The following is an 18,209-nucleotide window of genomic DNA, read 5'->3' on the forward strand; positions in this document are numbered from 1 at the left end:
ATGCCTTATGTGACAACTGCGGACGGTATCCGCGCTTATTACGATCTGGCCGGTTCTGGTCCGGCCTTGGTGATGGTGCACGGCGCCAGTCAGGACAGCCTGTCCTGGCAATATGTGCTGGACCACTTTGCACCCTTTTACACGGTGTATGCACTGGATTTGCCCGGCCACGGCAAGAGCGGCATGCCGGTGGGCGGCCCTCATACCGTCACCTCGCAAAACGCCCAGTATCTGCTGCAATTTCTGGACGCAGCGAGTATTAAGGACCCGGTCCTGATGGGCCATTCCATGGGCGGAGGCGTTGTCGCCCAGGCCGCTGCCATGGCACCCGAGCGTATTCGTGGCCTGGTGCTGGTCGATGGTGCTTCGGTGAATGTGGTGAAGTCCTCCGGCTATAACCCGCGCATTCTGGAGATGGCGCGCATCAATCCGGGCGACTGGTTTGAAGTAACTTTCCGTACCTTGATGGGCACCTTGTCCGACCCGGCCCGTGCGCTGGAAGTGGTGACCGATGCCCGACGTTGCAATCCGGCGGTGGCTTTTGCGGATATCTGCGCGTTTGGCGGCTTTCGCATGGAACAGATTCTTGAGGACATCCGTTGCCCGGTGGTGATTGTGGAGGGTGGCGAGGACTGGTCTGTGCCGCCAGAGTCCGCCAGAGAGGTCGAACGCTTGCTGCGAGAGGGCAAAGTTCCGGTGGAATATATAGAATGGCCGGGCATCGGGCATTTTCCCCAAAGTGAATGTCCTGAGCAGTTCACCCGCGACACCCTGGCAGCAATGCGCCGCCTGTCTCTTTAAGCTGAAAACCGTATGGCAAACAACGAATCCCAGTCCAGCGCCAAGCCAACCCTGTATCAGAACATGAGCGATCGCTTGTTGGAGCTGATCCGTTCGGGCCATTACCCCGTCGGTTCCAAGCTGCCCACCGAGATGGAGCTGTGCGAGATGTACGGGGTCGGTCGGCATACGGCGCGTGAAGCCATACGCAAGCTGACCGATCTGGGCTTGATCGAGCGGCGTCGGCGTGCCGGTACGACCGTCATTCGCCAGCATCCCAAACCGCAGTTTGGTCTGGCGCTGGATACCACGGACCAGTTGCAACGCTATCTGGAGTTCACCGATCTGCACGTGCACAAGAAGGCGGCCCGTGTGGACAAGCAGCCGCCTGAAACGGCACTGGACGGTGAGCCTGATGATTGGGTGAAGGTGGAAACCTACCGCAGTGTGCCGGGCAGCAAGCGCGGCATTTCCTGGACAGATATTTATCTGCGCAAGGAATACCAGGCGGTGGCGGAGTTGATTTCGACTCAGCCCGGCGGTGTCTATCCGCTGCTGGAAGAGCATTGCGGCGAAGTGGTGGAGACCATCGAAATGGAAATTTCTGCCTCGCGTTTTCCGCCGCATGTCGCCCGCTTTCTGGGTTACGAGGACTCCGATCCTGCTTTGCTGATTATCCGTACCTTCCGCAATCTGGCGGGCAAGGTCATGGAAGTGGCGGTCAGCTTTTACCCACCTTATGAATTCCGCTACGTTACGCGCCTGTCGCGCAGTGATGGGAGCCACCGCTCGCAGAGCTGATTTTTCCGAACCTTTGGGGAGACATTCATGAAACGCAAATATGGCCGCAGTGTGACGGTCAAGGTGACGGGCGACCATGCGCTGGTGCGCTTTGATCGCGGCGTCAACCGTAATGCTATTGATCAGGACACCTTGCTGGCCCTGACGCAGGTGGCGCAGGATCTGGCCTTGTCGCTGGAGATTCACACCGTGGTGCTGACCGGTGCCAAGGATATTTTCTCGGCCGGGATTGATCTGAAAGACCCGCAAAAGTGGAACGACGAACAGGCCGGTTTGCTGGAGCGCCGCGACGTGGCCCAGCGCGGTGCGCGTCTGTGTCGCTTGTGGGAAGAGCTGCCGCAATTGACCATTGCCGCGATTGAAGGCGCGGCTGTTGGTGGCTCGGTGGCGTTGGCACTGGCTTGTGACTGGCGTGTGGCCTCGCAGACATCCTTCCTGTATCTGCCCGAAGCCAAAGTCGGCCTGAACATGGGCTGGGGGGCGATTCCGCGCATGGTGAACATGCTGGGTGCCGCTCGTACCAAACGTGCCATCTTGCTGGCCGAACGCTTTGGTGCTGAACAGGCACTGGATTGGGGCTTGCTGGATGAAGTCTGCGAACCCGGTCAGGCCGTGGCAGTCGCGCAGTCTTTGGCCGCCCGTGCTTCGGAGTCGCCTGCGGCGATTATTCGCATGACCAAGGAGTCGGTTAATCAGGTAGCCAATGCCATGAACCGTCTGGGCATTTATATGGACGCCGATCAGGCGCTGGTGTGTCGTGACAGCGTAGAGGGAGCCCAGGCGCGTGCAGGCTTTTTGTCGCCGGGCCGCCCCAAGGCAAAAAACTCCCCCTCGGGGGGCAGCAAGCCGAAGGCGTAGCGTGGGGGCTTTTTTTTGTCGCCGGGCAGCGCCTAGGTAAAACGGCTTTCGATCAGGCTGTTTGGCGCTCTTGTGCCAAACGCCCCATCTCCCGTGGAAATAAATCCAGCCCAGCGGTTGCCACCAGATCCCAGAAACCGGCGGGGGAACTGGACACGACGGTGACGCCCAATTTGTCCTCGACCTGACGCACAGCTTCCAGCGACACCAGGCCACCGCAAGACAGCAGCAAACCTTGTGCCTGACCGGGAGCCTGCTCTTGAGCGATGTCCCAGGTTTTCAGGCACAGATCGACCAGCTCTTGCGTGCTGATCTTGGACATGGCCGTGACGTCATTGACGCCCAAACCATATGCGCAGACGGCCTGAATCTGGTTCTGGCTCAGGAAGTGGACCAGTCGCTGGTTCACGTCATCAATATAGGAAGAGGCGACCGCCACACGTTCAATGCCACTGACACGCAGGCCGCGCAAAATGGCATGGCTCATGGTGGAGCACGGCAGGCCAGTGGATTCGCGCAGACGCGCCACCAGCTCTTCGTTAAAGTCCGAGCCCCGGTAAAAGCTCAGCGATGTGCCCATCAGGGACACGGCCTGCGCACCACGGGCAGCCAGTTTTTGGGCGGCTTCCACCACCTGGTCGATGACCTGGTCATAGCCTTCCTTGTCCACTGAACTCAAGGCGAGTCCTTGGGCGATGAAGTCAATTTCCGGGTACATTTCCGGGCCTTCAGGAGGCACCAGACCGGCGGCGGGTGGGACGATCAGGCCCAGTACGGGGCGCTGAGCGCCAGAGTTGTCAGTCGTCATAAAAGTCGCTGCTTATTTCATTGTTTAAAGTCGAGTTGGGCGGTCTTGATGACGTTGGCCCAGCGTTCTGTTTCTTCACCCAGCCATTTTTCAGTGGCCTGGGCATCCTGATAGCCTGCTACCGAGCCTTGAGCCAGGAAGGCGTCCTGTACTTGCTTTTGCTGCATGCTGTTTTCCAGCGCCTTGCTGACGGTGGCAATCAAGGCCGGGTCCACGTTTTGTGGGGCCAGCATGAACAGCGACGGTGTCACGCTATAGCCGGGCAGTGTTTCCGATACGCTGGGCAGGTCGGGCATGCCGGGGAAGCGGCGTTCGGACAAGGTAGCCAGCAAGCGGATGCGACCGGAGTTGGCCAAACCAATCGAGGAGGCCAGGCTGGCGAAAGACATGGAGACTTCACCGGCAGCCAAGGCCTGGCTGGCTGGCGCACCACCGCGATAGGGAACGTGAACCAGTTCGGTTTTGGTCTGCAAGGCAAACAGCTCGCCACCCAGATGGTGCACCGAGCCTACGCCCACCGAGGCAAAGGTTTCGGTTTGAGGGGGAGCCTTGCGAATGGCTTCGATCAGTTCAGCCACGGTTTTAATCGGGCTGTCGCCAGGAACGGCCAAGGCCAGATCGGACTGGCCCACCATGCCGATGGGAGCGAAGTCGCGCTGCAAGTCATAGCGCAGGGCTGGGTAGATATAAGGGGCGACCAGCAGGGAGGTATCGGCAAACAGCAGTGTGTTGCCGTCGGCCTGGGACTTGGAGACATAGTCTGCCGAAATGGTGCCGCCTGCGCCGGACTTGTTTTCCACAATCACGGTGCGGTCCAGCTCTTTGCTCAGGGCCTGGGCGGTGACGCGGGCCAGGGTATCGACCCCGCCGCCGGGGGCAAAACCCACGACCAGACGAATAGGTTCAGCTGCGTGTACGGCAGCCAGAGGGGTTAATGTCAGGGCGAGCGCAGCCAGCGCACGCCGTGTGAAACGGCTTGCAAACATGAGAAAGTCTCCTCGGTATGAGTGGTAGTTTTTTAGCTTTTTATTGATTCAGTGCCGCATATAAAACCCGGCTAAAGGGTTGAGCTGGGCGTTCAGCCAGCTATAGCGCTCGCGCTTGTCGAACTCCCATTTCTCGGGATGGGCTTGGGCGACACGGCGCAGGGATTCTGCACCGGACAGCACATGGCTGGCAGCGGCCTGCATGGCGCTGGGGCCGTCGCGTTGGGCCAGTGCCTGGGTCAGTGCCTGATGTTCATGCCAGGACTGCTCCATGCGGTTTTCCTGATCCAGATGGCGATGGCGGTAAGGGTTGGTCAAACGGCGCAGGTGTTCAATTTGCTGCACCATGAAGGTATTGCCTGCAATGCTGTGAATCAGGGCGTGTAATTCGGCGTTGTAGGTGGCGTAGTCAGTCAGGCTTTGGCTTTGCAAGGCTTTGGCCCCACGCTTTTGCAAACGCTCCAGCTCGCGAATCTGGGCATTGCTGATGCGGTAGGCGGCCAGTTGGGTGCAGGCTCCTTCCAGCAAGGCCAGGGTTTCCAGCATTTCTTCCAGTTCTTCAATCGTGTGCTGGGTGACAAAAATCCCGGCACGCGGGGCAATGCGCACTTGCCCGGTGGCCGCCAGTTGCAGCAAGGCTTCGCGGACCGGAGTGCGCGATACCCGGAAAAAAGTACACAGCAAGGCTTCGTCAATGGCGCTGCCAGGCGGCAGATCACCGCTGGCAATGCGGTGCTCCAGTTCGATTCGTACCCGGTCGGTATTGCTTAGCGTCATGTCTGTCTCCGAAGCCTGTTGCTATTTTTTAGGCTTAAATGATTCTAGGTAGGGCTTTTTGATATATCAATTAAGGCTTATCCGAGGGTAAAGAAAGTTTTGCCCCGTTTTGATTCGGGTCGATTTCACGGATAATCAATTTTTCGACCCCCTCCACCGGTTCGGCCCCAGGGGCGAAGCACGCTATTTTTCGGATAAAAAAACCATGAGCGAAGAACGTAAACCCCTGGACGGCCTGGCCAGCAGTGCCATGCTGGTTCTGTGCCTGATCTGGAGCTTTCAGCAAATTTTGCTGAAGGCCACGGCACAGGATATGGCACCGATCTTTCAGATTGGTTTGCGTTCCGGCGTGGCCTGTGTGCTGGTGGCGCTGCTGGTTCTGGTACGTACGCGTACGCTGGCTTTTTCACCGGGGGCCTGGAAGCCGGGGCTGATGGCAGGTTTGCTGTTTGCGCTGGAGTATCTGCTGCTGGGCGAGAGCCTGCGCTTTACCTCCGCCGCCCACGTAGTGGTATTTCTGTACACCGCGCCGGTCTTTGCGGCCTTGGGCCTGCATATCTTGCTGCCGTCCGAACGGCTGGCTCGTTTGCAATGGGTGGGGATTGGTCTGGCGGTGATTGGTATCGCCATTACCTTTTTAGGCCCGGCCAGTCTGGAAGGGGCAGATTTGGGCCGCATGTTGTTGGGCGATCTGATGGCGTTGGCCGCCGGGGCCTTGTGGGGTTTCACGACGGTGCTGATTCGTAGCACGCGTCTGTCTGCCGTACCGCCTTCCGAGGCTTTGCTGTACCAACTGTTCAGCGCTTTTGTGATCTTGATGGTGGCAGCAATGGCGAGTGGGCAAACCGAGGTGCATTGGTCGGGGTTGCTGGGGGCCAGTCTGGTGTTCCAGTCCGTGGTGGTGGCCTTCTTGAGCTTTCTGGTCTGGTTCTGGTTGCTGCGTAACTATCAGGCCTCGCGTCTGGGCGTGTTCTCCTTTGCAACGCCCTTGTTTGGTGTTCTGTTCGGTGCGTTTCTGCTGGGTGAAGCCATCGAACCGCGCTTTGTGGCCGGAGCCTTGCTGGTGCTGATGGGTATTACGCTGGTCAGCGCGTATAGCTGGTTAAGTCAGCTACGACGTCGTAGAGTTTGACCGAATTAGTGATCCGACATGGATAGGCTTAAGGGGCATTGCGTTGCCGCAAGCTGCTTTTCAACCAGCGGCAAAATTGGCGCGCCTGGTTTTGCTGTGGTGACTGCGTGTTGACGTAGGCCATGTAGGTCGCGCCAGTAGTCACTTGGCCTGAGCCAACTTCTCGCAGGACGCCATCGCGCAGATGGTCCATGACGAGTAAACGTGGCACAACAAGAAATCCTGATCCGGCAATCGCGCCGGCAATCGCGAAAAACAGGTGATCGTAGGTAGCGCTCATCAGCAGGCGCGAAGGCTCGATATTCTGATCAAGTGCCCATAAGCCCAAGACGTCTGGCCTTGAACGTGCGGTCACCATAGGCCAATGCTCCCAAGCCTGCCCGCTGTGCTGTTGGATCAAGGTCGGTGCTGCCACGCAGACCAGCTCTTCATGTGTGAGCTCCCAGCTTTCGCTATCAGGCAGGCTTAGGTCACGGCTGATCAGCACATCAAATTCTTCATTGGGGCGTGGTGGGGACAGGTTGGTGATCAGATCAATCTGCCTATTGTGCTGGGCGGTGAACTGACCAAGCATGGGCACCAGCACTGTCATTGAAAAGCTGGGCATGGAGGTGCGTACTCGCAGCCGTTCGTGCTGATCCTGATGGTGGGTGATTTGCTGAATGGCCATCTCCAGGGTGGCCATTGCATCTTTGACCGTGTCATACAACTGCAGGCCTGCTGCCGTCAGTTCAATATAAGGGCCGCGTCGAATGAACAAGGCTTGCTTGGTTGTTTTTTCCAAGGTGGCGATGTGGCGGCTGACCGCGCTTTGGGTGATTCCCAGGCTTTGGGCAGCGCGAGTGAAATTGCCTTGTCGGCCCACCGCGACAAACACGCGCAGGGGAACAAGAGGGACAGTCTCAAGCATGATTAAAACTCATGATAGGGTCACAGTGGGCGAAGGGTTGAGGTAGGGTGTAACAGAACGGTCATCTAAGATAAATACCATGATTTTCATGCAATTTTATTTAAATTTCAGGAAATAATCATGCAAAACCGTTTTCCTTATCTATCCGCTTTACTCATGCTTTCATGCTTGGGTTCGGGTGCTGCAAAGGCGGATGAGGTGGTGTTGTACTCCTCCAATAACATCGATGTGGTGAACACGGTGATTGAGCAGTTCCGTCAGGTTCACCCCGAGATATCGGTGTCGGTGGTGCGGGCCGGTTCCGGTGCATTGATGCAACGTATCAAGGCCGAAGCAGAGCAGCCTTTGGGGGATTTATTCTGGTCGGGCGGGTTTTCGACTTTGTCGCAGTATGCCCAGTACCTGGCTCCCTACTCCTCGCCTGAAGCCAGTGCGGTGGGCGCGCAGTTCCAGGGAGCCGAGCAACGCTGGCTGGGTACCAATACCCATGTCACGGTGTTGATGGTGAATGAGCGTCAGTTGGGCAAACTCAAGGCTCCTGCCAGTTGGGCGGATCTGGCTGATCCGGCCTGGAAGGGCAAGATCGTGATTCCCGATCCGGAGCGCAGCAGCTCCTCTTACGTCGCTTTGTACGGTTTGCAGGACCTGATGGGCCAAGAGGTATTTGACAAGGTCGTGCGCAATGCCGTGGTAGTCGGGACGACTTCAGGTGCCTATGAAGGCGTTGCCAATGGTGAGTTTGCGATTGCGGTGACGATGGAGTATGCCGCCTATCAATATGTGGCTGGCGGGCTGGATACGATTGCTCTGGTCTATCCCAAAGAGGGCACTTTTTTATCGCCGGAAGGGATGGCCTTGATCAAAGGCGGCCGTAACCCCGAGTCCGCCCGCAAGCTGTATGACTTTCTGGCTTCCCAGACGGCACAGGAAGAAGTATTCAAAAGCGCGTTCCGCCGCCCTTTGCGCAACGATATTGCTGTCAATACGCTGACGACCTTGCCTGCCATGGACCAGATCAGCATTCATGCCCTGGATGATGCGCGTATGGGTGCCGAGCGCGATGCTTTCTTGTTGCGTTGGCGTGCTCTGGTTTCTCAGAGTTAAGCGGGACTCGTATGCAGATACATTTATCAGGCATTGGACAGAGCTACGGTCCCCAGACCTTGTTTCAGGGCTTGGATCTGGATATCCCCAGTGGCTCGTTGTTTACCCTGCTGGGACCATCGGGTTGTGGCAAGACGACTTTGCTGCGCATGTTGGCCGGATTCGTACGACCTGACCATGGCAAGGTGCTGTTCGGCCAGAAAGAAATGACGCAAGTGCCCGTGCACAAACGCAACGTAGGCATGGTGTTTCAAGATTACGCGCTGTTTCCGGACCGTAGCGTGCTTGATAACGTCAGCTACGGTTTGCTGGCGCGGGGCCTGTCGCGCACTCAAGCCCGCAGCCCCGCCCTGGAAATGCTGGAGCGCGTTGGCTTGAAGGATAAAGCGGATGCTGCGCCTTCCGCTCTGTCCGGGGGACAGCGACAGCGGGTGGCCATGGCGCGTGCCTTGGTCATCAAACCTGACCTGCTCTTGCTGGATGAGCCTTTGTCCGCTTTGGATGCGAAGTTGCGTACTGATCTGCGTGAGATGCTGCGGGATTTGCAGCAGGAATCAGGTATTACCACGGTATTTGTGACGCATGATCAGGAAGAAGCGCTGAGCGTGTCTGATTACATTGCCGTCATGGACCGGGGCTGTGTACGCCAGGTTGGGACGCCCGAGCAGATTTACCGCTGTCCTGATAACAGCTTTGTCGCTGATTTTGTGGGTGGGGCAAATTTGATCGAGGTTCAAGAGGAACTGAGTCAGGCGGCCGATGGCTGTCGCCGCTTTCAGACGACGGGCTGCGTTGTGCGCATCCAGTCTACCGGGCGTTTCTCTGAACAGACGATGTTGGCGGTGCGGCCAGAAACCTTGAGTGTGGATGCCCCGCGCCCGCTGGCAGAGGGTGACATTGCCGCGCGGATTGAGCATGTGGATTACCGGGGCCCCAGCACGGCTTATCAATTGCGCACTGGTTTTGGTTTCTTGAAGGCGGTGGTCTGGAATACCGGCTCAAGTCAGAGTTGGGAACGGGGTGATGCGGTAGTCCTGCGCGTTCCCGAGTCCGCTCTTTTAGTGGAGCGCACATGATGCTGGGCTCTTTGCGACGTGATCCAGCCTGGTTGTTGTTGGCCCTGGGGGCATTGGCCTTGTTAGGCTATTTTTTGTTGTGGCCGGTCTTATCCATGCTGGCCAGCTCCCTGTTTAACAAAGAAGGCCAGGTTGGTTTGCACGGCTATGTGCAGTTTTTCTCTGAACCGGCGTATCGGGAAAGCCTGTTCAACACCCTGTGGCTGGGTGGGGCGGTAACGCTGCTCAGTTTGGTGTTGGGTGCCGGTTTGGCTCTGGCAGCAGCTCGTTTTTCTTTTCCTCTGGCCGCTTGCCTGGGTGTCTTGCCCCTGCTGACTTTGGTCATTCCGGATGTGGTGGTGGCTGCAGCCTGGATTGTGGTGCTGGGTAAACAAGGTGTGCTCAATAGCGTGCTGGCTCCCTTTGGGTTTGAGCTGCCCTCCTTGTATTCCTGGTGGGGTCTGGTTTTTGTCATGACCTTGAACAATTACGTGTACGCCTATGTAGCCGTATTGGTGGGTCTGAAGTCCATGGATCGCAACCTGGAAGAGGCGGGGCTAAGTCTGGGCAGCTCTCTAGGGCGCACCTTACGCACGGTGACCTTTCCCCTGATGGTGCCTGCTTTGTGCGGTGCAGCAGTGCTGGTTTTCATGCATGTGATTGGGGATTTTGGCGTTCCAGCCATTCTGGGAGCTCGTACCCCGGTTCTGGCGGTCAAGACTTACAACGAGTTTGTCAGTGAGATGGGCGGTAATCCCCAGATGCAGACCACGATGGCCTCTTTGCTGGTGTTTTTGGGTTTGGCCTTGCTGCTGATTCAAAAATGGGTCGTGGCCCGACGTACGTATCAGATGGAGTCCGGTCGGCCTCCGGAGCGAGTCCCTTTGCAGGCTTGGCAGGCGGGCGTGTGTGCTGCTTTGGTGACGATCCTGATTGTCTTGTCGGTATTGCCTGTGATGGTGGTGATTGTCACTGCATTCACGCCCTCTATTGGGCCGGTGCTGAAGTATGGCGGGTTCACTTTAAGCCACATGCAGCAAGCGCTGGTGCAGGCCCCCGGTCCTCTGTACAACTCCTTGCTGCTGGGCGCGGCGGCCACCAGTGCAGGTGCCGTGTTTTCCATACTGGCCGCCTACCTGATCGTAAAACGCCCTTCTGGTCTTTCTGCCAGTCTGGATGTGCTGGTCATGCTGCCTTTAACGATTGCAGGCACGGTATTGGGCATTGCGCTGATCAATGTGTTCAACAGCGGTTGGCTTGTGCTGACTGGGAGCTGGAGCATTATGGCGCTGGCCTACTTTTTACGCCGGGTGCCCACTAGTGTGCGTGCTGCCATGGGGCCTTTGCACAATTTGCGTAACTCTATCGAGGAGGCCTCCATCAGTCTGGGTGTGGCCCCTATGCCGACTTTTGCGCGGGTCGTGTTGCCGGTGGTGTGGCCTGCGGTGATTGCGGCCACGGTGCTGATGTGGATTACGACGCTGTCGGAGCTATCCGCGACGGTGGTTCTGTATTTTGGCGGGATGAGCACCCTGCCGATCGAGGTTTTTCAATTGGTGGACAGTGGGCGGTTGGCGCAGGCCAGTGCCTATAGCCTGGTGTTGTTGATGGCGATATTTTTGCCGCTGCTGCTGACCCGTTTCATTTTCAAAGTAAAAGTAGGATGGACACAATGAGCTCTGTGCAATGTCAGGAAGAGATCGCGCTGGCCCAGCGCGTGTTGGGAGCGAAAGCATCAGCCACCAAGGAGATGACGCGTCTGGCAAATCAAATGAGGCAACAGGGGCAGTCAGTCATCACCCTTAGTCAGGGCGAGCCGGATTTTGCGACTCCCGAGCATGTGCGTCAGGCGGCCAAAGAAGCGATTGATCGCAATGAGTCCCGCTATACCGAAGTGGCAGGTACCTTGACCTTGCGTGAGGCGGTGGTGCGCAAGTTCGAGCGTGACAATGGCCTGCATTTCAGTCCGGATCAAATCCAGGTCGGTTGCGGGGCCAAGCAAGCTTTGTACAACGCATTGCAGGCCACGGTGCAGGAAGGCGATGAGGTCATCATTCCTACCCCCGCCTGGGTGTCTTACCCCGAAATGGTGTTACTGGCGGGTGGGCAGCCGGTTATTGTGCGTTGCAGTGCACAAGGCGGTTTCAAGTTACAAGCAGATCAGCTTGAACGCGCTATCACCCCCCGCACCAAATGGCTGATGCTCAATTCGCCATCGAACCCCAGCGGCGCGGTGTATTCGCGTCAGGAACTGGAGGCGCTGGAGCAGGTGTTGTTACGTCACCCGCAGGTATGGGTGATGGCTGATGATGTGTACGAGAAGATTCGTTATAGCGATGAGCCTTTTGCCACGCCTGCAGCCTTGTCCCCGCAGATGGCGGCCCGCACGTTGACTATCAATGGCGTCTCCAAGGCTTATGCGATGACAGGTTGGCGGGTTGGGTTTGCAGCAGGTCCGCTGCACTTGATCAAGGCCATGAATCTGGTGCAGTCGCAGGCAACCTCTCATACCAGCTCCATCAGCCAGGCCGCAGCAGTTGCAGCACTCGATGGCCCAATGGATTTTCTGCCCGAATTCGTGGAAGCGTTCCGACGCCGCCGAGACAGGGTTGTGGCAGCGCTCAATGCCATGCCGGGTATTGAATGTGATTTGCCCATGGGGGCGTTTTATGTATTCCCCAGTTGCCAAGGTGTATTGGGTTTGCGTGATCCAGCAGGTCAGTTGATCAGCACAGACAAGGACTTGTGCATGTATTTTCTGCGCAGCGTAGGGGTGGCGGTGGTGCCCGGTTCGGCATTCGAGCTACCCGGCCACTTCCGGGTGTCCTATGCCTCCAGCGATCAGGAGCTGGAAGAAGCGATGAGCCGTATTGCTCAAGCCATTGCTCGATTGAGCTAGTCCCCTTAAGGAGAATTAGTATGAGTAGTAAAAAAAATCAGGTATTGAGACAGGCCTTCTCCCAAGGGCGGTTGATGACGGCGATGGCCGCCCATAACCCGCTGTCTGCACGCTTGGCTCAGGATGCCGGTTTCGGGGCAATTTGGGGCAGCGGTTTCGAGTTGTCCGCCAGTTATGCGGTGCCTGATGCCAATATCTTGTCGATGGGAACGCATCTGGAGATGATGCGGGCGATTGCCTCGACCGTCGATATTCCTCTGATCGCTGATATTGATACCGGCTTTGGTAATGCGGTGAATGTCAGCTATGTCATACCTCTGTACGAGGCGGCAGGTGCCAGTGCAATTGTGATGGAGGATAAAACCTTCCCGAAAGATACCAGCCTGCGGACTGACGGGCGTCAGGAACTGGTACGCATTGAAGAGTTTCAGGGCAAGATTGAAGCGGCCTGTGCAGCACGTCGTGACCCTGATTTTCTGATCATTGCGCGGGTCGAAGCCTTGATCGCTGGCTTGGGTCAGCAGGAGGCCTTAAAGCGTGGGCTGGCGTACGAGCAAGCGGGCGCGGATGCTATTTTGATTCACTCCAAACAAGCCACGCCTGAACAGATTCTGTCTTTTGTGCAGGCCTGGACGGGTAAGGTGCCGTTGGTGCTGGTACCAACGGCATACCCCCAATTGACCGAGGCTGATATTGCACAACTGGGCAAAGTGGGCGTGGTGATCTACGGCAATCATGCAATTCGTGCGGCCGTTGGTGCGATGCAGGCGGTATTTGCCAAAATTCGCCAGGATGGCGGTATTCAGAACGTGGATGCCGATCTGCCCGCCGTCAAGACCATTATTGGTCTTCAAGGCGACGCCCATATGCGGCAGATCGAGGCTCGATTCCTGCGCTAGAGCCAGCAGCGCTCGGCTCCGTATAATAGCTGATGGCCCGATGGCGGGCCTTTAGCCGGATGAATGCGATGCTCCAGCCTGCACAATGCCCAATCCCGGTCACGCTATTGACCGGTTTTCTGGGCAGTGGCAAAACCACGCTGATCAATCGTGCTTTGCAAGAAGCCGCGATGGCCGACACCCTGGTCATCATTAATGAGTTTGGGCAGACGGCGCTGGATCATCATCTGGTGGCGCATAGCCAGGAAAACGTGATCGAGGCGATGGGCAGTGGCTGCCTGTGCTGCACCATACGACGCGACCTGGTGCAGACCTTGCGCGATATTACCTGGCGCTTTTCGCGGGGAGGCCAACGGCAGTTTCGGCGCGTGCTGATTGAGACTACCGGGCTGGCCAACCCTGCTCCTATCCTGCATACCTTGTTAAGTGAGCCTCAACTGGCCGGGAAGTACAGCCTGGCGGGTGTGGTGACGGTGGTGGATCTGGAGCATGGGCTGGAAACGCTGGCCCGCCATGCCGAGGCTCAGCGACAGGTGGCCGTGGCGGATCTGCTGTTGTTCAGCAAGCGCGATCGGGTAGATGCAGGGACGGAAAAGGCGCTGCGTGAATACGTGAGTGGCTTGAATCCTTTGGCGCAGCAGCAGATCTTGTCGGCCTCACAGCCCGTTGCGCCCAGTCTCTTGGGCTTGGGTGAGCAAGCCGGGCAAGGACGGGCCTGGAGTCTGGAAGCCTTCGAGGAGCTGGGGCAAGATACTGGCGATCACGATCACGATCACGATCACGATCACGATCATGTGCATAGCCATAGCCATAGCCATAGCCATAGCCATAGCCATAGCCATAGCCATAGCCATAGCCATAGCCATAGCCATAGCCATAGCCACGGTACGGGCACCATGGCTGGCAACAGCAACAGCAACAGCAACAGCAACAGCAACAGCAACAGCAACAGCAACAGCAACAGCAACAGCAACAGCAACAGCAACAGTCCTGAGTCTGCTCACCCGTATGGGAAGAGTCCCAAAACGTCTCCGGTCAGCATGCCGGATGTCTCCCGCCATGGAGACTCCATCTACTCCTTAAGCGCCCTGTTCCCCCAGCCTCTGCTTGCCGACAAGCTGCAATCCTGGTTATCGGATCTGTGCCAATGGGCAGGCCCGCGCCTCTTGCGCTTGAAGGCCGTTTTACCCGTACAAGGCATGGACCAGCCGCAGGTGATTCATGCCGTCCAGCATCAGTCCTACCCCTGGCAGGCCGTGCCGCAGTGGCCTTGGCCGGATCAGCAAGGGCGCATGGTATTGATCACGCAGGATATGGATGTTCAGGAGCTTTGGGCGCGATTGCAGGAACTGGATACTACGGTCCGAAAGACGGATTAAGACTCGATGGGTCCGGGCCTCTCTTGGCCGGATTTTCTTTAGTCCTTGAGTCCGAGCCTTTCTTGATCGGATTTTCTTGAGTCGCCGGGAGCTTGATGGAGCATTGTCCCTTCGTCATCCGAACAGGCTATCCACCGCTACGATAGACAGCTCCTCAAACCGAAAAAAAGGACGCCGAAGCGTCCTTTTCAAAGCCTTTGGGCTAACAGGGTTTATTGGGGCTCTACGCCCACTTTCTTGAATAGTGCGGCCCACTGGGGCACTTGTTGTTCCACCTTGGCCTGCAAGGCGGCCGGGTTGGCTTCTTTGTCCATGACCGTCGCTCCCAATGTAGCCATACGGCTTTGGAAGTCTTTGTCGGCCATGCCGGTTTGCAGCGCTTTCACCAAGGTATCGACGACAGGCTGAGGCGTATCTTTGGGTGCCCACATACCGTGCCAGATCCCGACTTCAAAGTCTTTGAAACCGGATTCCTGCATGGTGGGGACGTCCGGGAAGGTAGGCACACGTTCCGGGCTGGTGACGGCATACACCTTGACCTTGCCAGACTTGATCTGCTGGGTGGTATTGGTGGTTTGGTCGCACATGATGTCCACCTGCTTGCCCATCAAGTCCGCAATGGCGGGGGCGGTGCCTTTATACGGCACGGTCAGCAGCTCGATACCCAGGGCTTCGGTAAACATGGTCCCGCACAAGTGGCTGGCGGCGCCAATCCCGGCATTGGCCAGGGAGACTTTGTCCTGATTGTCTTTCAGATACTGCACCAGCTCCTGGATGTTGTTGGGCGGGAAGTCCTCGCGGGCAATGATGGTCATGGGGACGTCCACCACCAGCCCTATGGGCGACATGCCGTTGATGGCGTCGTAGCCCGGTTTTTTGTATAGCGACGGTGCAGTAGAAAAGCCGATATGCATCAGCAAAATGTTGTAGCCGTCCGGCTTGGCACGGGCGACCTGGGCGGTACCGATGGAGCCACCTGCCCCGCCTTTGTTCTCGACCACGATGGTTTCACCCAGAACTGGGCGCATGGCTTCGGCCAGAGCGCGTGCCACGTTGTCCGTGGGGCCGCCCGCCGCAAAAGGCACCACCATATTGATGGGGTGGTCCGGATAACCCGCTGCCTGTGCGGTGACCGAGCAGGCTAAAGCCGCGCCCAGACTGACAAACAGCTTGTTTAATGCAACAGCCATAATGCCTCCTTGATAAGGATTGCTTATTCTTGTGGGAGATACTTGGGTCCGGTCGCTCGGTGTTGCGAAGCGTTGCAGGAGTGGCTTTATTCTACTGAGGGTAGACGCGTTTCTTTTTCAGGTCTAACCCTAGTAAGGGGCCTAAATGGACTAGGGGAATATACGGGGGCGGAAGGGGTAGCAAACCGTAGCCAGAGGCCACGGTTTGCCGGAGTGCAGGTTCAGGCAGCGGTCGGTTTGTGTAGGACCGGCGTCAGGTAAGCGATGATGGAGACCGTCAGTGCTGCCGTGGCGATCAGGCCGCAGAAGATCATCAGGCCCTGATCCAGACCCAGATGGTCGGCCAGCCAGCCCAGCCCCAGAATGGGCAGAATCGCGCCCAGATAGCCGGTAATCAGGTAGGTAGACGTCAGGCCAGCACGCTGATGCGGGGGTGAGACGCGCTGCACAATGGACATGCCACCGTACATGCACAGGCCATGACCAAAGGCGGTCAGCAGTACGCATAAAATGAACAGCAACGAAGAGCTGGCCCACAGATTGACCAGCAAGGCGATGCAGGCCAGGGTGAAGGACAGCAGCCCCACAATGACGCTGCGCTTGGCAGGCCAGCGGCGAATCAGCAACTGAAAGCCCGAGGACATGAACAAGATGATCCCGATGGACAAGCCACTGGTGGCTGGGCCGTGCCAGGGCACCATTTGCGCCATGAAGCTGGGTGCCAGAGAGGCAAACAGGCTGAACATGGCAAAGGCGCAACAGGCGGACAAACAGCCAATCAAATAGGGGCGACGCAGATGGGTGGCAGGTAGCGTCAGGCGGGGCATCCAGGTACGCCAGCTACTCTTTTCCTGCGGAACGGGCTGCTTGCTGGCGATGGGTTTGATCTGAAACAGTGCGTAGATGGCCAGCACGCCCAGCGCCATGGACGGGATGTAGCTGGAGAACAGCGGGTTCGGTATCCACTGTGCAATCAGGCCGCCTACGACCGGGCCCAGACCAAAGCCAAAGGCCAGCATCAGCGAGGTGGTGGCGGCGGCTCGTTGTACATCCCCGCCCCGGTTGAATTGCCCCAGGCCGATGGAGGCCGAGGTCACAATCATGCTGGAGGCCATCCCGATCATGATGCGGCTGAACAGGAAGCTGCCCACGTCCCAGGCAAAGGCGGACAGGGTCACCCCGCTGGTGACCAGAATCAGGCCTGTGCGCAGTACGGGCATGAAGCCTTTCAGATCGCTCAGGCGGCCCAGGAACAGCAGGCCCGTCAAACCAGCGGCCATATAGGCGACGTAGAGCTGGGTGATATGGCTGGCGTTCAGATCCCAGCGGTCCTGGTACAGCGGGTACAAGGGGCTGGCCAAGGCCGTGCCCATCACCCCGATACACATGGCGATACTGATCCAGACGTAGGGGTCCCACTGGCTTTTCTTGCCTGCCGGGCGTGCTGCCGCAGGCTTGTCAGCCGCGGCCTGCTGGGCAGGATGGTTCAGGCATTGTTCGATCCGCGCCTTTTGCAAGGTCTGGGCGGGGGCGCTGGCATGGAAGTCCTTGCAGCTTTGCGAGTCCCGCCAGCTTTCATGCAGAACCCACTGCCCGGGGGGCTGGTCTTTGCGCAATACATCAAAACGCAGACAGGACGGCTTGGCTCGCGCTTGTTCAGTCAGCGAGTTGATGTAGGCGTCCTGCGCCTGAGAGTCCAAATCGGAGAATTGGTAGTGTGTAGTGCGAAAGTACGTATCGCCCATGCGGCGGAATCCTTGACAGCGAAATCATTCGGGACCATCAAGGATACTCTTTCGTGCCTGCACTGACATGGCAATTCGTTGACACTAGGCTGGCTGGCGTAAATCCAGATGTATATCAGCCACACGCAAAATTTCAGCCTCGTGATCCGGGTCGCGCCAGGCATCCTGGCAGGCCATCTGATGCCAGCGCTGCATGGCGGGCAGTTCCAGCAAGCGGTTCATGTAGTCCTGACAGGCTTCGTCCAGCTTCAGGCCATAGGTTTGCAGGCGAAATACGACGGGGGCGTAAAAGGCATCGACCGCACTGAATCGCTCTCCGGCCAGGAAGGGACCGCCAAAACGGCTCAGGCCTTCTTGCCAGATCGTTTGCAGACGTTCCAGTTCGCCTTGCAGACGCATATCGTGCTGATGGTGGTGGGCACGCAGGGCTACAGCAAAGGGACACAGGTTGCGCAGGTAGGAAAAGTTGGCGTGCATTTCCGCGCTGGCGCTGCGGGCCCAGGCGCGTGCCAGGGGATCGATGGGCCAGACACCAGGGTGCTGTTCGGCCAGATATTCGGCAATGGCCAGGCTGTCCCAGATAATTTGCCCATTGGTATGCAGAACAGGAACCTGCCCGGACGGGGCCATCTCGTGAAAGGCCAGGGTGCTGAACGGGGGGCCAAAGTTGAACCAGCGTACGTCAAAATCTATGCCCAAGTGACTCATCAGTAACCAGGGGCGCAAGGACCAGGATGAGTAATGAGGATTGCCCAGAATCAGGGTATAGCTCTTGGAAGGTTTCATGGTGGCAAGATTTCACGAAGGGGATGGTGCTTGCACTTTAGTAGGCTTTGTTCTGCTTGGGTAGTAGCAGAATCGGCTTGTCCTTTTGGTATGCTGTTTT

At 57.7% G+C, this 18,209-nt stretch carries 17 protein-coding genes; 10 read left to right on the forward strand and 7 right to left on the reverse strand.

Annotated elements, in window-relative coordinates; all coding sequences use genetic code 11:
* Genes JYG33_RS13720 through JYG33_RS13730 form a run of 3 tightly spaced genes read left to right on the forward strand, consistent with a single transcriptional unit; the run spans window position 1 to window position 2,439 of the window.
* Entirely contained in the window at window positions 1-801 is an 801-nt protein-coding gene (locus tag JYG33_RS13720) for an alpha/beta hydrolase (RefSeq protein ID WP_207872733.1), read from the forward strand.
* Between the two features lie 12 nt (window positions 802-813).
* On the forward strand, window positions 814-1,581 hold the full coding sequence (locus JYG33_RS13725; RefSeq protein WP_207872734.1) for a GntR family transcriptional regulator: 768 nt from the start codon (window positions 814-816) through the stop codon (window positions 1,579-1,581).
* Between the two features lie 27 nt (window positions 1,582-1,608).
* Window positions 1,609-2,439, forward strand: coding sequence for an enoyl-CoA hydratase/isomerase family protein (locus JYG33_RS13730; RefSeq protein WP_207872735.1), 831 nt, complete (start codon window positions 1,609-1,611; stop codon window positions 2,437-2,439).
* 52 nt (window positions 2,440-2,491) lie between these two features.
* Here JYG33_RS13730 and JYG33_RS13735 read toward each other — a convergent pair whose 3' ends face one another.
* The 3 genes from JYG33_RS13735 to JYG33_RS13745 are packed head-to-tail and all read right to left on the reverse strand — an operon-like array spanning window position 2,492 to window position 5,010.
* Window positions 2,492-3,247 carry an arylmalonate decarboxylase gene (locus JYG33_RS13735; protein ID WP_207872736.1) on the reverse strand — a complete coding sequence of 252 codons (756 nt, stop codon included), beginning with the start codon at window positions 3,245-3,247 and terminating at the stop codon, window positions 2,492-2,494.
* A gap of 17 nt (window positions 3,248-3,264) precedes the next feature.
* Entirely contained in the window at window positions 3,265-4,233 is a 969-nt protein-coding gene (locus JYG33_RS13740; RefSeq protein WP_207872737.1) for a tripartite tricarboxylate transporter substrate binding protein, read from the reverse strand.
* 48 nt (window positions 4,234-4,281) lie between these two features.
* A complete protein-coding gene (locus JYG33_RS13745; RefSeq protein ID WP_207872738.1) occupies window positions 4,282-5,010 on the reverse strand; it encodes a GntR family transcriptional regulator in 729 nt (242 codons plus the stop codon).
* A gap of 205 nt (window positions 5,011-5,215) precedes the next feature.
* Between JYG33_RS13745 and JYG33_RS13750 the strand changes: the two genes are divergently transcribed.
* Window positions 5,216-6,142 carry a DMT family transporter gene (locus tag JYG33_RS13750; protein ID WP_207872739.1) on the forward strand — a complete coding sequence of 309 codons (927 nt, stop codon included), beginning with the start codon at window positions 5,216-5,218 and terminating at the stop codon, window positions 6,140-6,142.
* A gap of 28 nt (window positions 6,143-6,170) precedes the next feature.
* On the opposite strand, the gene JYG33_RS13755 is transcribed toward JYG33_RS13750, so the two are convergent.
* Window positions 6,171-7,052, reverse strand: coding sequence for a LysR family transcriptional regulator (locus tag JYG33_RS13755; RefSeq protein WP_207872740.1), 882 nt, complete (start codon window positions 7,050-7,052; stop codon window positions 6,171-6,173).
* 120 nt (window positions 7,053-7,172) lie between these two features.
* Between JYG33_RS13755 and JYG33_RS13760 the strand changes: the two genes are divergently transcribed.
* Genes JYG33_RS13760 through JYG33_RS13785 form a run of 6 tightly spaced genes read left to right on the forward strand, consistent with a single transcriptional unit; the run spans window position 7,173 to window position 14,388 of the window.
* Window positions 7,173-8,156, forward strand: a complete 984-nt coding sequence (locus JYG33_RS13760) for an ABC transporter substrate-binding protein (protein ID WP_207872741.1) — start codon at window positions 7,173-7,175, stop codon at window positions 8,154-8,156.
* Window positions 8,157-8,167: 11 nt separating this feature from the next.
* Window positions 8,168-9,232 carry an ABC transporter ATP-binding protein gene (locus tag JYG33_RS13765; protein WP_207872742.1) on the forward strand — a complete coding sequence of 355 codons (1,065 nt, stop codon included), beginning with the start codon at window positions 8,168-8,170 and terminating at the stop codon, window positions 9,230-9,232.
* Window positions 9,229-10,887, forward strand: coding sequence for an iron ABC transporter permease (locus tag JYG33_RS13770; protein ID WP_207872743.1), 1,659 nt, complete (start codon window positions 9,229-9,231; stop codon window positions 10,885-10,887). The genes JYG33_RS13765 and JYG33_RS13770 overlap by 4 nt, the downstream gene beginning before the upstream one ends.
* The gene (locus JYG33_RS13775) at window positions 10,884-12,110 is read left to right on the forward strand and encodes a pyridoxal phosphate-dependent aminotransferase (RefSeq protein WP_207872744.1); all 1,227 of its coding nucleotides are present in this window, start codon (window positions 10,884-10,886) and stop codon (window positions 12,108-12,110) included. The genes JYG33_RS13770 and JYG33_RS13775 overlap by 4 nt, the downstream gene beginning before the upstream one ends.
* Before the next feature lie 20 nt (window positions 12,111-12,130).
* Window positions 12,131-13,009 carry a phosphonopyruvate hydrolase gene (locus JYG33_RS13780; RefSeq protein WP_207872745.1) on the forward strand — a complete coding sequence of 293 codons (879 nt, stop codon included), beginning with the start codon at window positions 12,131-12,133 and terminating at the stop codon, window positions 13,007-13,009.
* 59 nt (window positions 13,010-13,068) lie between these two features.
* Complete coding sequence (locus JYG33_RS13785) at window positions 13,069-14,388, forward strand: CobW family GTP-binding protein (protein ID WP_207872746.1); 1,320 nt, start codon at window positions 13,069-13,071, stop codon at window positions 14,386-14,388.
* 212 nt (window positions 14,389-14,600) lie between these two features.
* Here the strand turns inward: JYG33_RS13785 and JYG33_RS13790 are convergent, their stop codons facing one another.
* From JYG33_RS13790 to JYG33_RS13800, 3 genes are all read right to left on the reverse strand, one after another.
* Window positions 14,601-15,578, reverse strand: a complete 978-nt coding sequence (locus tag JYG33_RS13790; protein ID WP_207872747.1) for a tripartite tricarboxylate transporter substrate binding protein BugD — start codon at window positions 15,576-15,578, stop codon at window positions 14,601-14,603.
* A 221-nt stretch (window positions 15,579-15,799) separates the two neighbouring features.
* On the reverse strand, window positions 15,800-17,323 hold the full coding sequence (locus tag JYG33_RS13795; RefSeq protein WP_207872748.1) for an MFS transporter: 1,524 nt from the start codon (window positions 17,321-17,323) through the stop codon (window positions 15,800-15,802).
* An 84-nt stretch (window positions 17,324-17,407) separates the two neighbouring features.
* Window positions 17,408-18,109: a glutathione S-transferase family protein gene (locus JYG33_RS13800; RefSeq protein ID WP_207872749.1), complete on the reverse strand. Its 702-nt coding sequence runs from the start codon at window positions 18,107-18,109 to the stop codon at window positions 17,408-17,410.
* Window positions 18,110-18,209 lie beyond the last annotated feature (100 nt).

The organism is Alcaligenes sp. SORT26 (assembly GCF_017377875.1).
In the GTDB taxonomy this organism is placed as follows: domain Bacteria; phylum Pseudomonadota; class Gammaproteobacteria; order Burkholderiales; family Burkholderiaceae_B; genus Alcaligenes; species Alcaligenes parafaecalis.

Bases quoted from the DNA above. Each gene is read 5' to 3' on its own strand.
- JYG33_RS13800 (WP_207872749.1), bottom strand. From the start codon at position 18,109: ATGAAACCTTCCAAGAGCTATACCCTGATTCTGGGCAATCCTCATTAC.
- JYG33_RS13790 (WP_207872747.1), bottom strand. From the start codon at position 15,578: ATGGCTGTTGCATTAAACAAGCTGTTTGTCAGTCTGGGCGCGGCTTTA.
- JYG33_RS13720 (WP_207872733.1), top strand. From the start codon at position 1: ATGCCTTATGTGACAACTGCGGACGGTATCCGCGCTTATTACGATCTG.
- JYG33_RS13760 (WP_207872741.1), top strand. From the start codon at position 7,173: ATGCAAAACCGTTTTCCTTATCTATCCGCTTTACTCATGCTTTCATGC.
- JYG33_RS13730 (WP_207872735.1), top strand. From the start codon at position 1,609: ATGAAACGCAAATATGGCCGCAGTGTGACGGTCAAGGTGACGGGCGAC.
- JYG33_RS13770 (WP_207872743.1), top strand. From the start codon at position 9,229: ATGATGCTGGGCTCTTTGCGACGTGATCCAGCCTGGTTGTTGTTGGCC.
- JYG33_RS13775 (WP_207872744.1), top strand. From the start codon at position 10,884: ATGAGCTCTGTGCAATGTCAGGAAGAGATCGCGCTGGCCCAGCGCGTG.
- JYG33_RS13755 (WP_207872740.1), bottom strand. From the start codon at position 7,052: ATGCTTGAGACTGTCCCTCTTGTTCCCCTGCGCGTGTTTGTCGCGGTG.
- JYG33_RS13795 (WP_207872748.1), bottom strand. From the start codon at position 17,323: ATGGGCGATACGTACTTTCGCACTACACACTACCAATTCTCCGATTTG.
- JYG33_RS13750 (WP_207872739.1), top strand. From the start codon at position 5,216: ATGAGCGAAGAACGTAAACCCCTGGACGGCCTGGCCAGCAGTGCCATG.
- JYG33_RS13785 (WP_207872746.1), top strand. From the start codon at position 13,069: ATGAATGCGATGCTCCAGCCTGCACAATGCCCAATCCCGGTCACGCTA.
- JYG33_RS13725 (WP_207872734.1), top strand. From the start codon at position 814: ATGGCAAACAACGAATCCCAGTCCAGCGCCAAGCCAACCCTGTATCAG.
- JYG33_RS13735 (WP_207872736.1), bottom strand. From the start codon at position 3,247: ATGACGACTGACAACTCTGGCGCTCAGCGCCCCGTACTGGGCCTGATC.
- JYG33_RS13745 (WP_207872738.1), bottom strand. From the start codon at position 5,010: ATGACGCTAAGCAATACCGACCGGGTACGAATCGAACTGGAGCACCGC.
- JYG33_RS13780 (WP_207872745.1), top strand. From the start codon at position 12,131: ATGAGTAGTAAAAAAAATCAGGTATTGAGACAGGCCTTCTCCCAAGGG.
- JYG33_RS13765 (WP_207872742.1), top strand. From the start codon at position 8,168: ATGCAGATACATTTATCAGGCATTGGACAGAGCTACGGTCCCCAGACC.
- JYG33_RS13740 (WP_207872737.1), bottom strand. From the start codon at position 4,233: ATGTTTGCAAGCCGTTTCACACGGCGTGCGCTGGCTGCGCTCGCCCTG.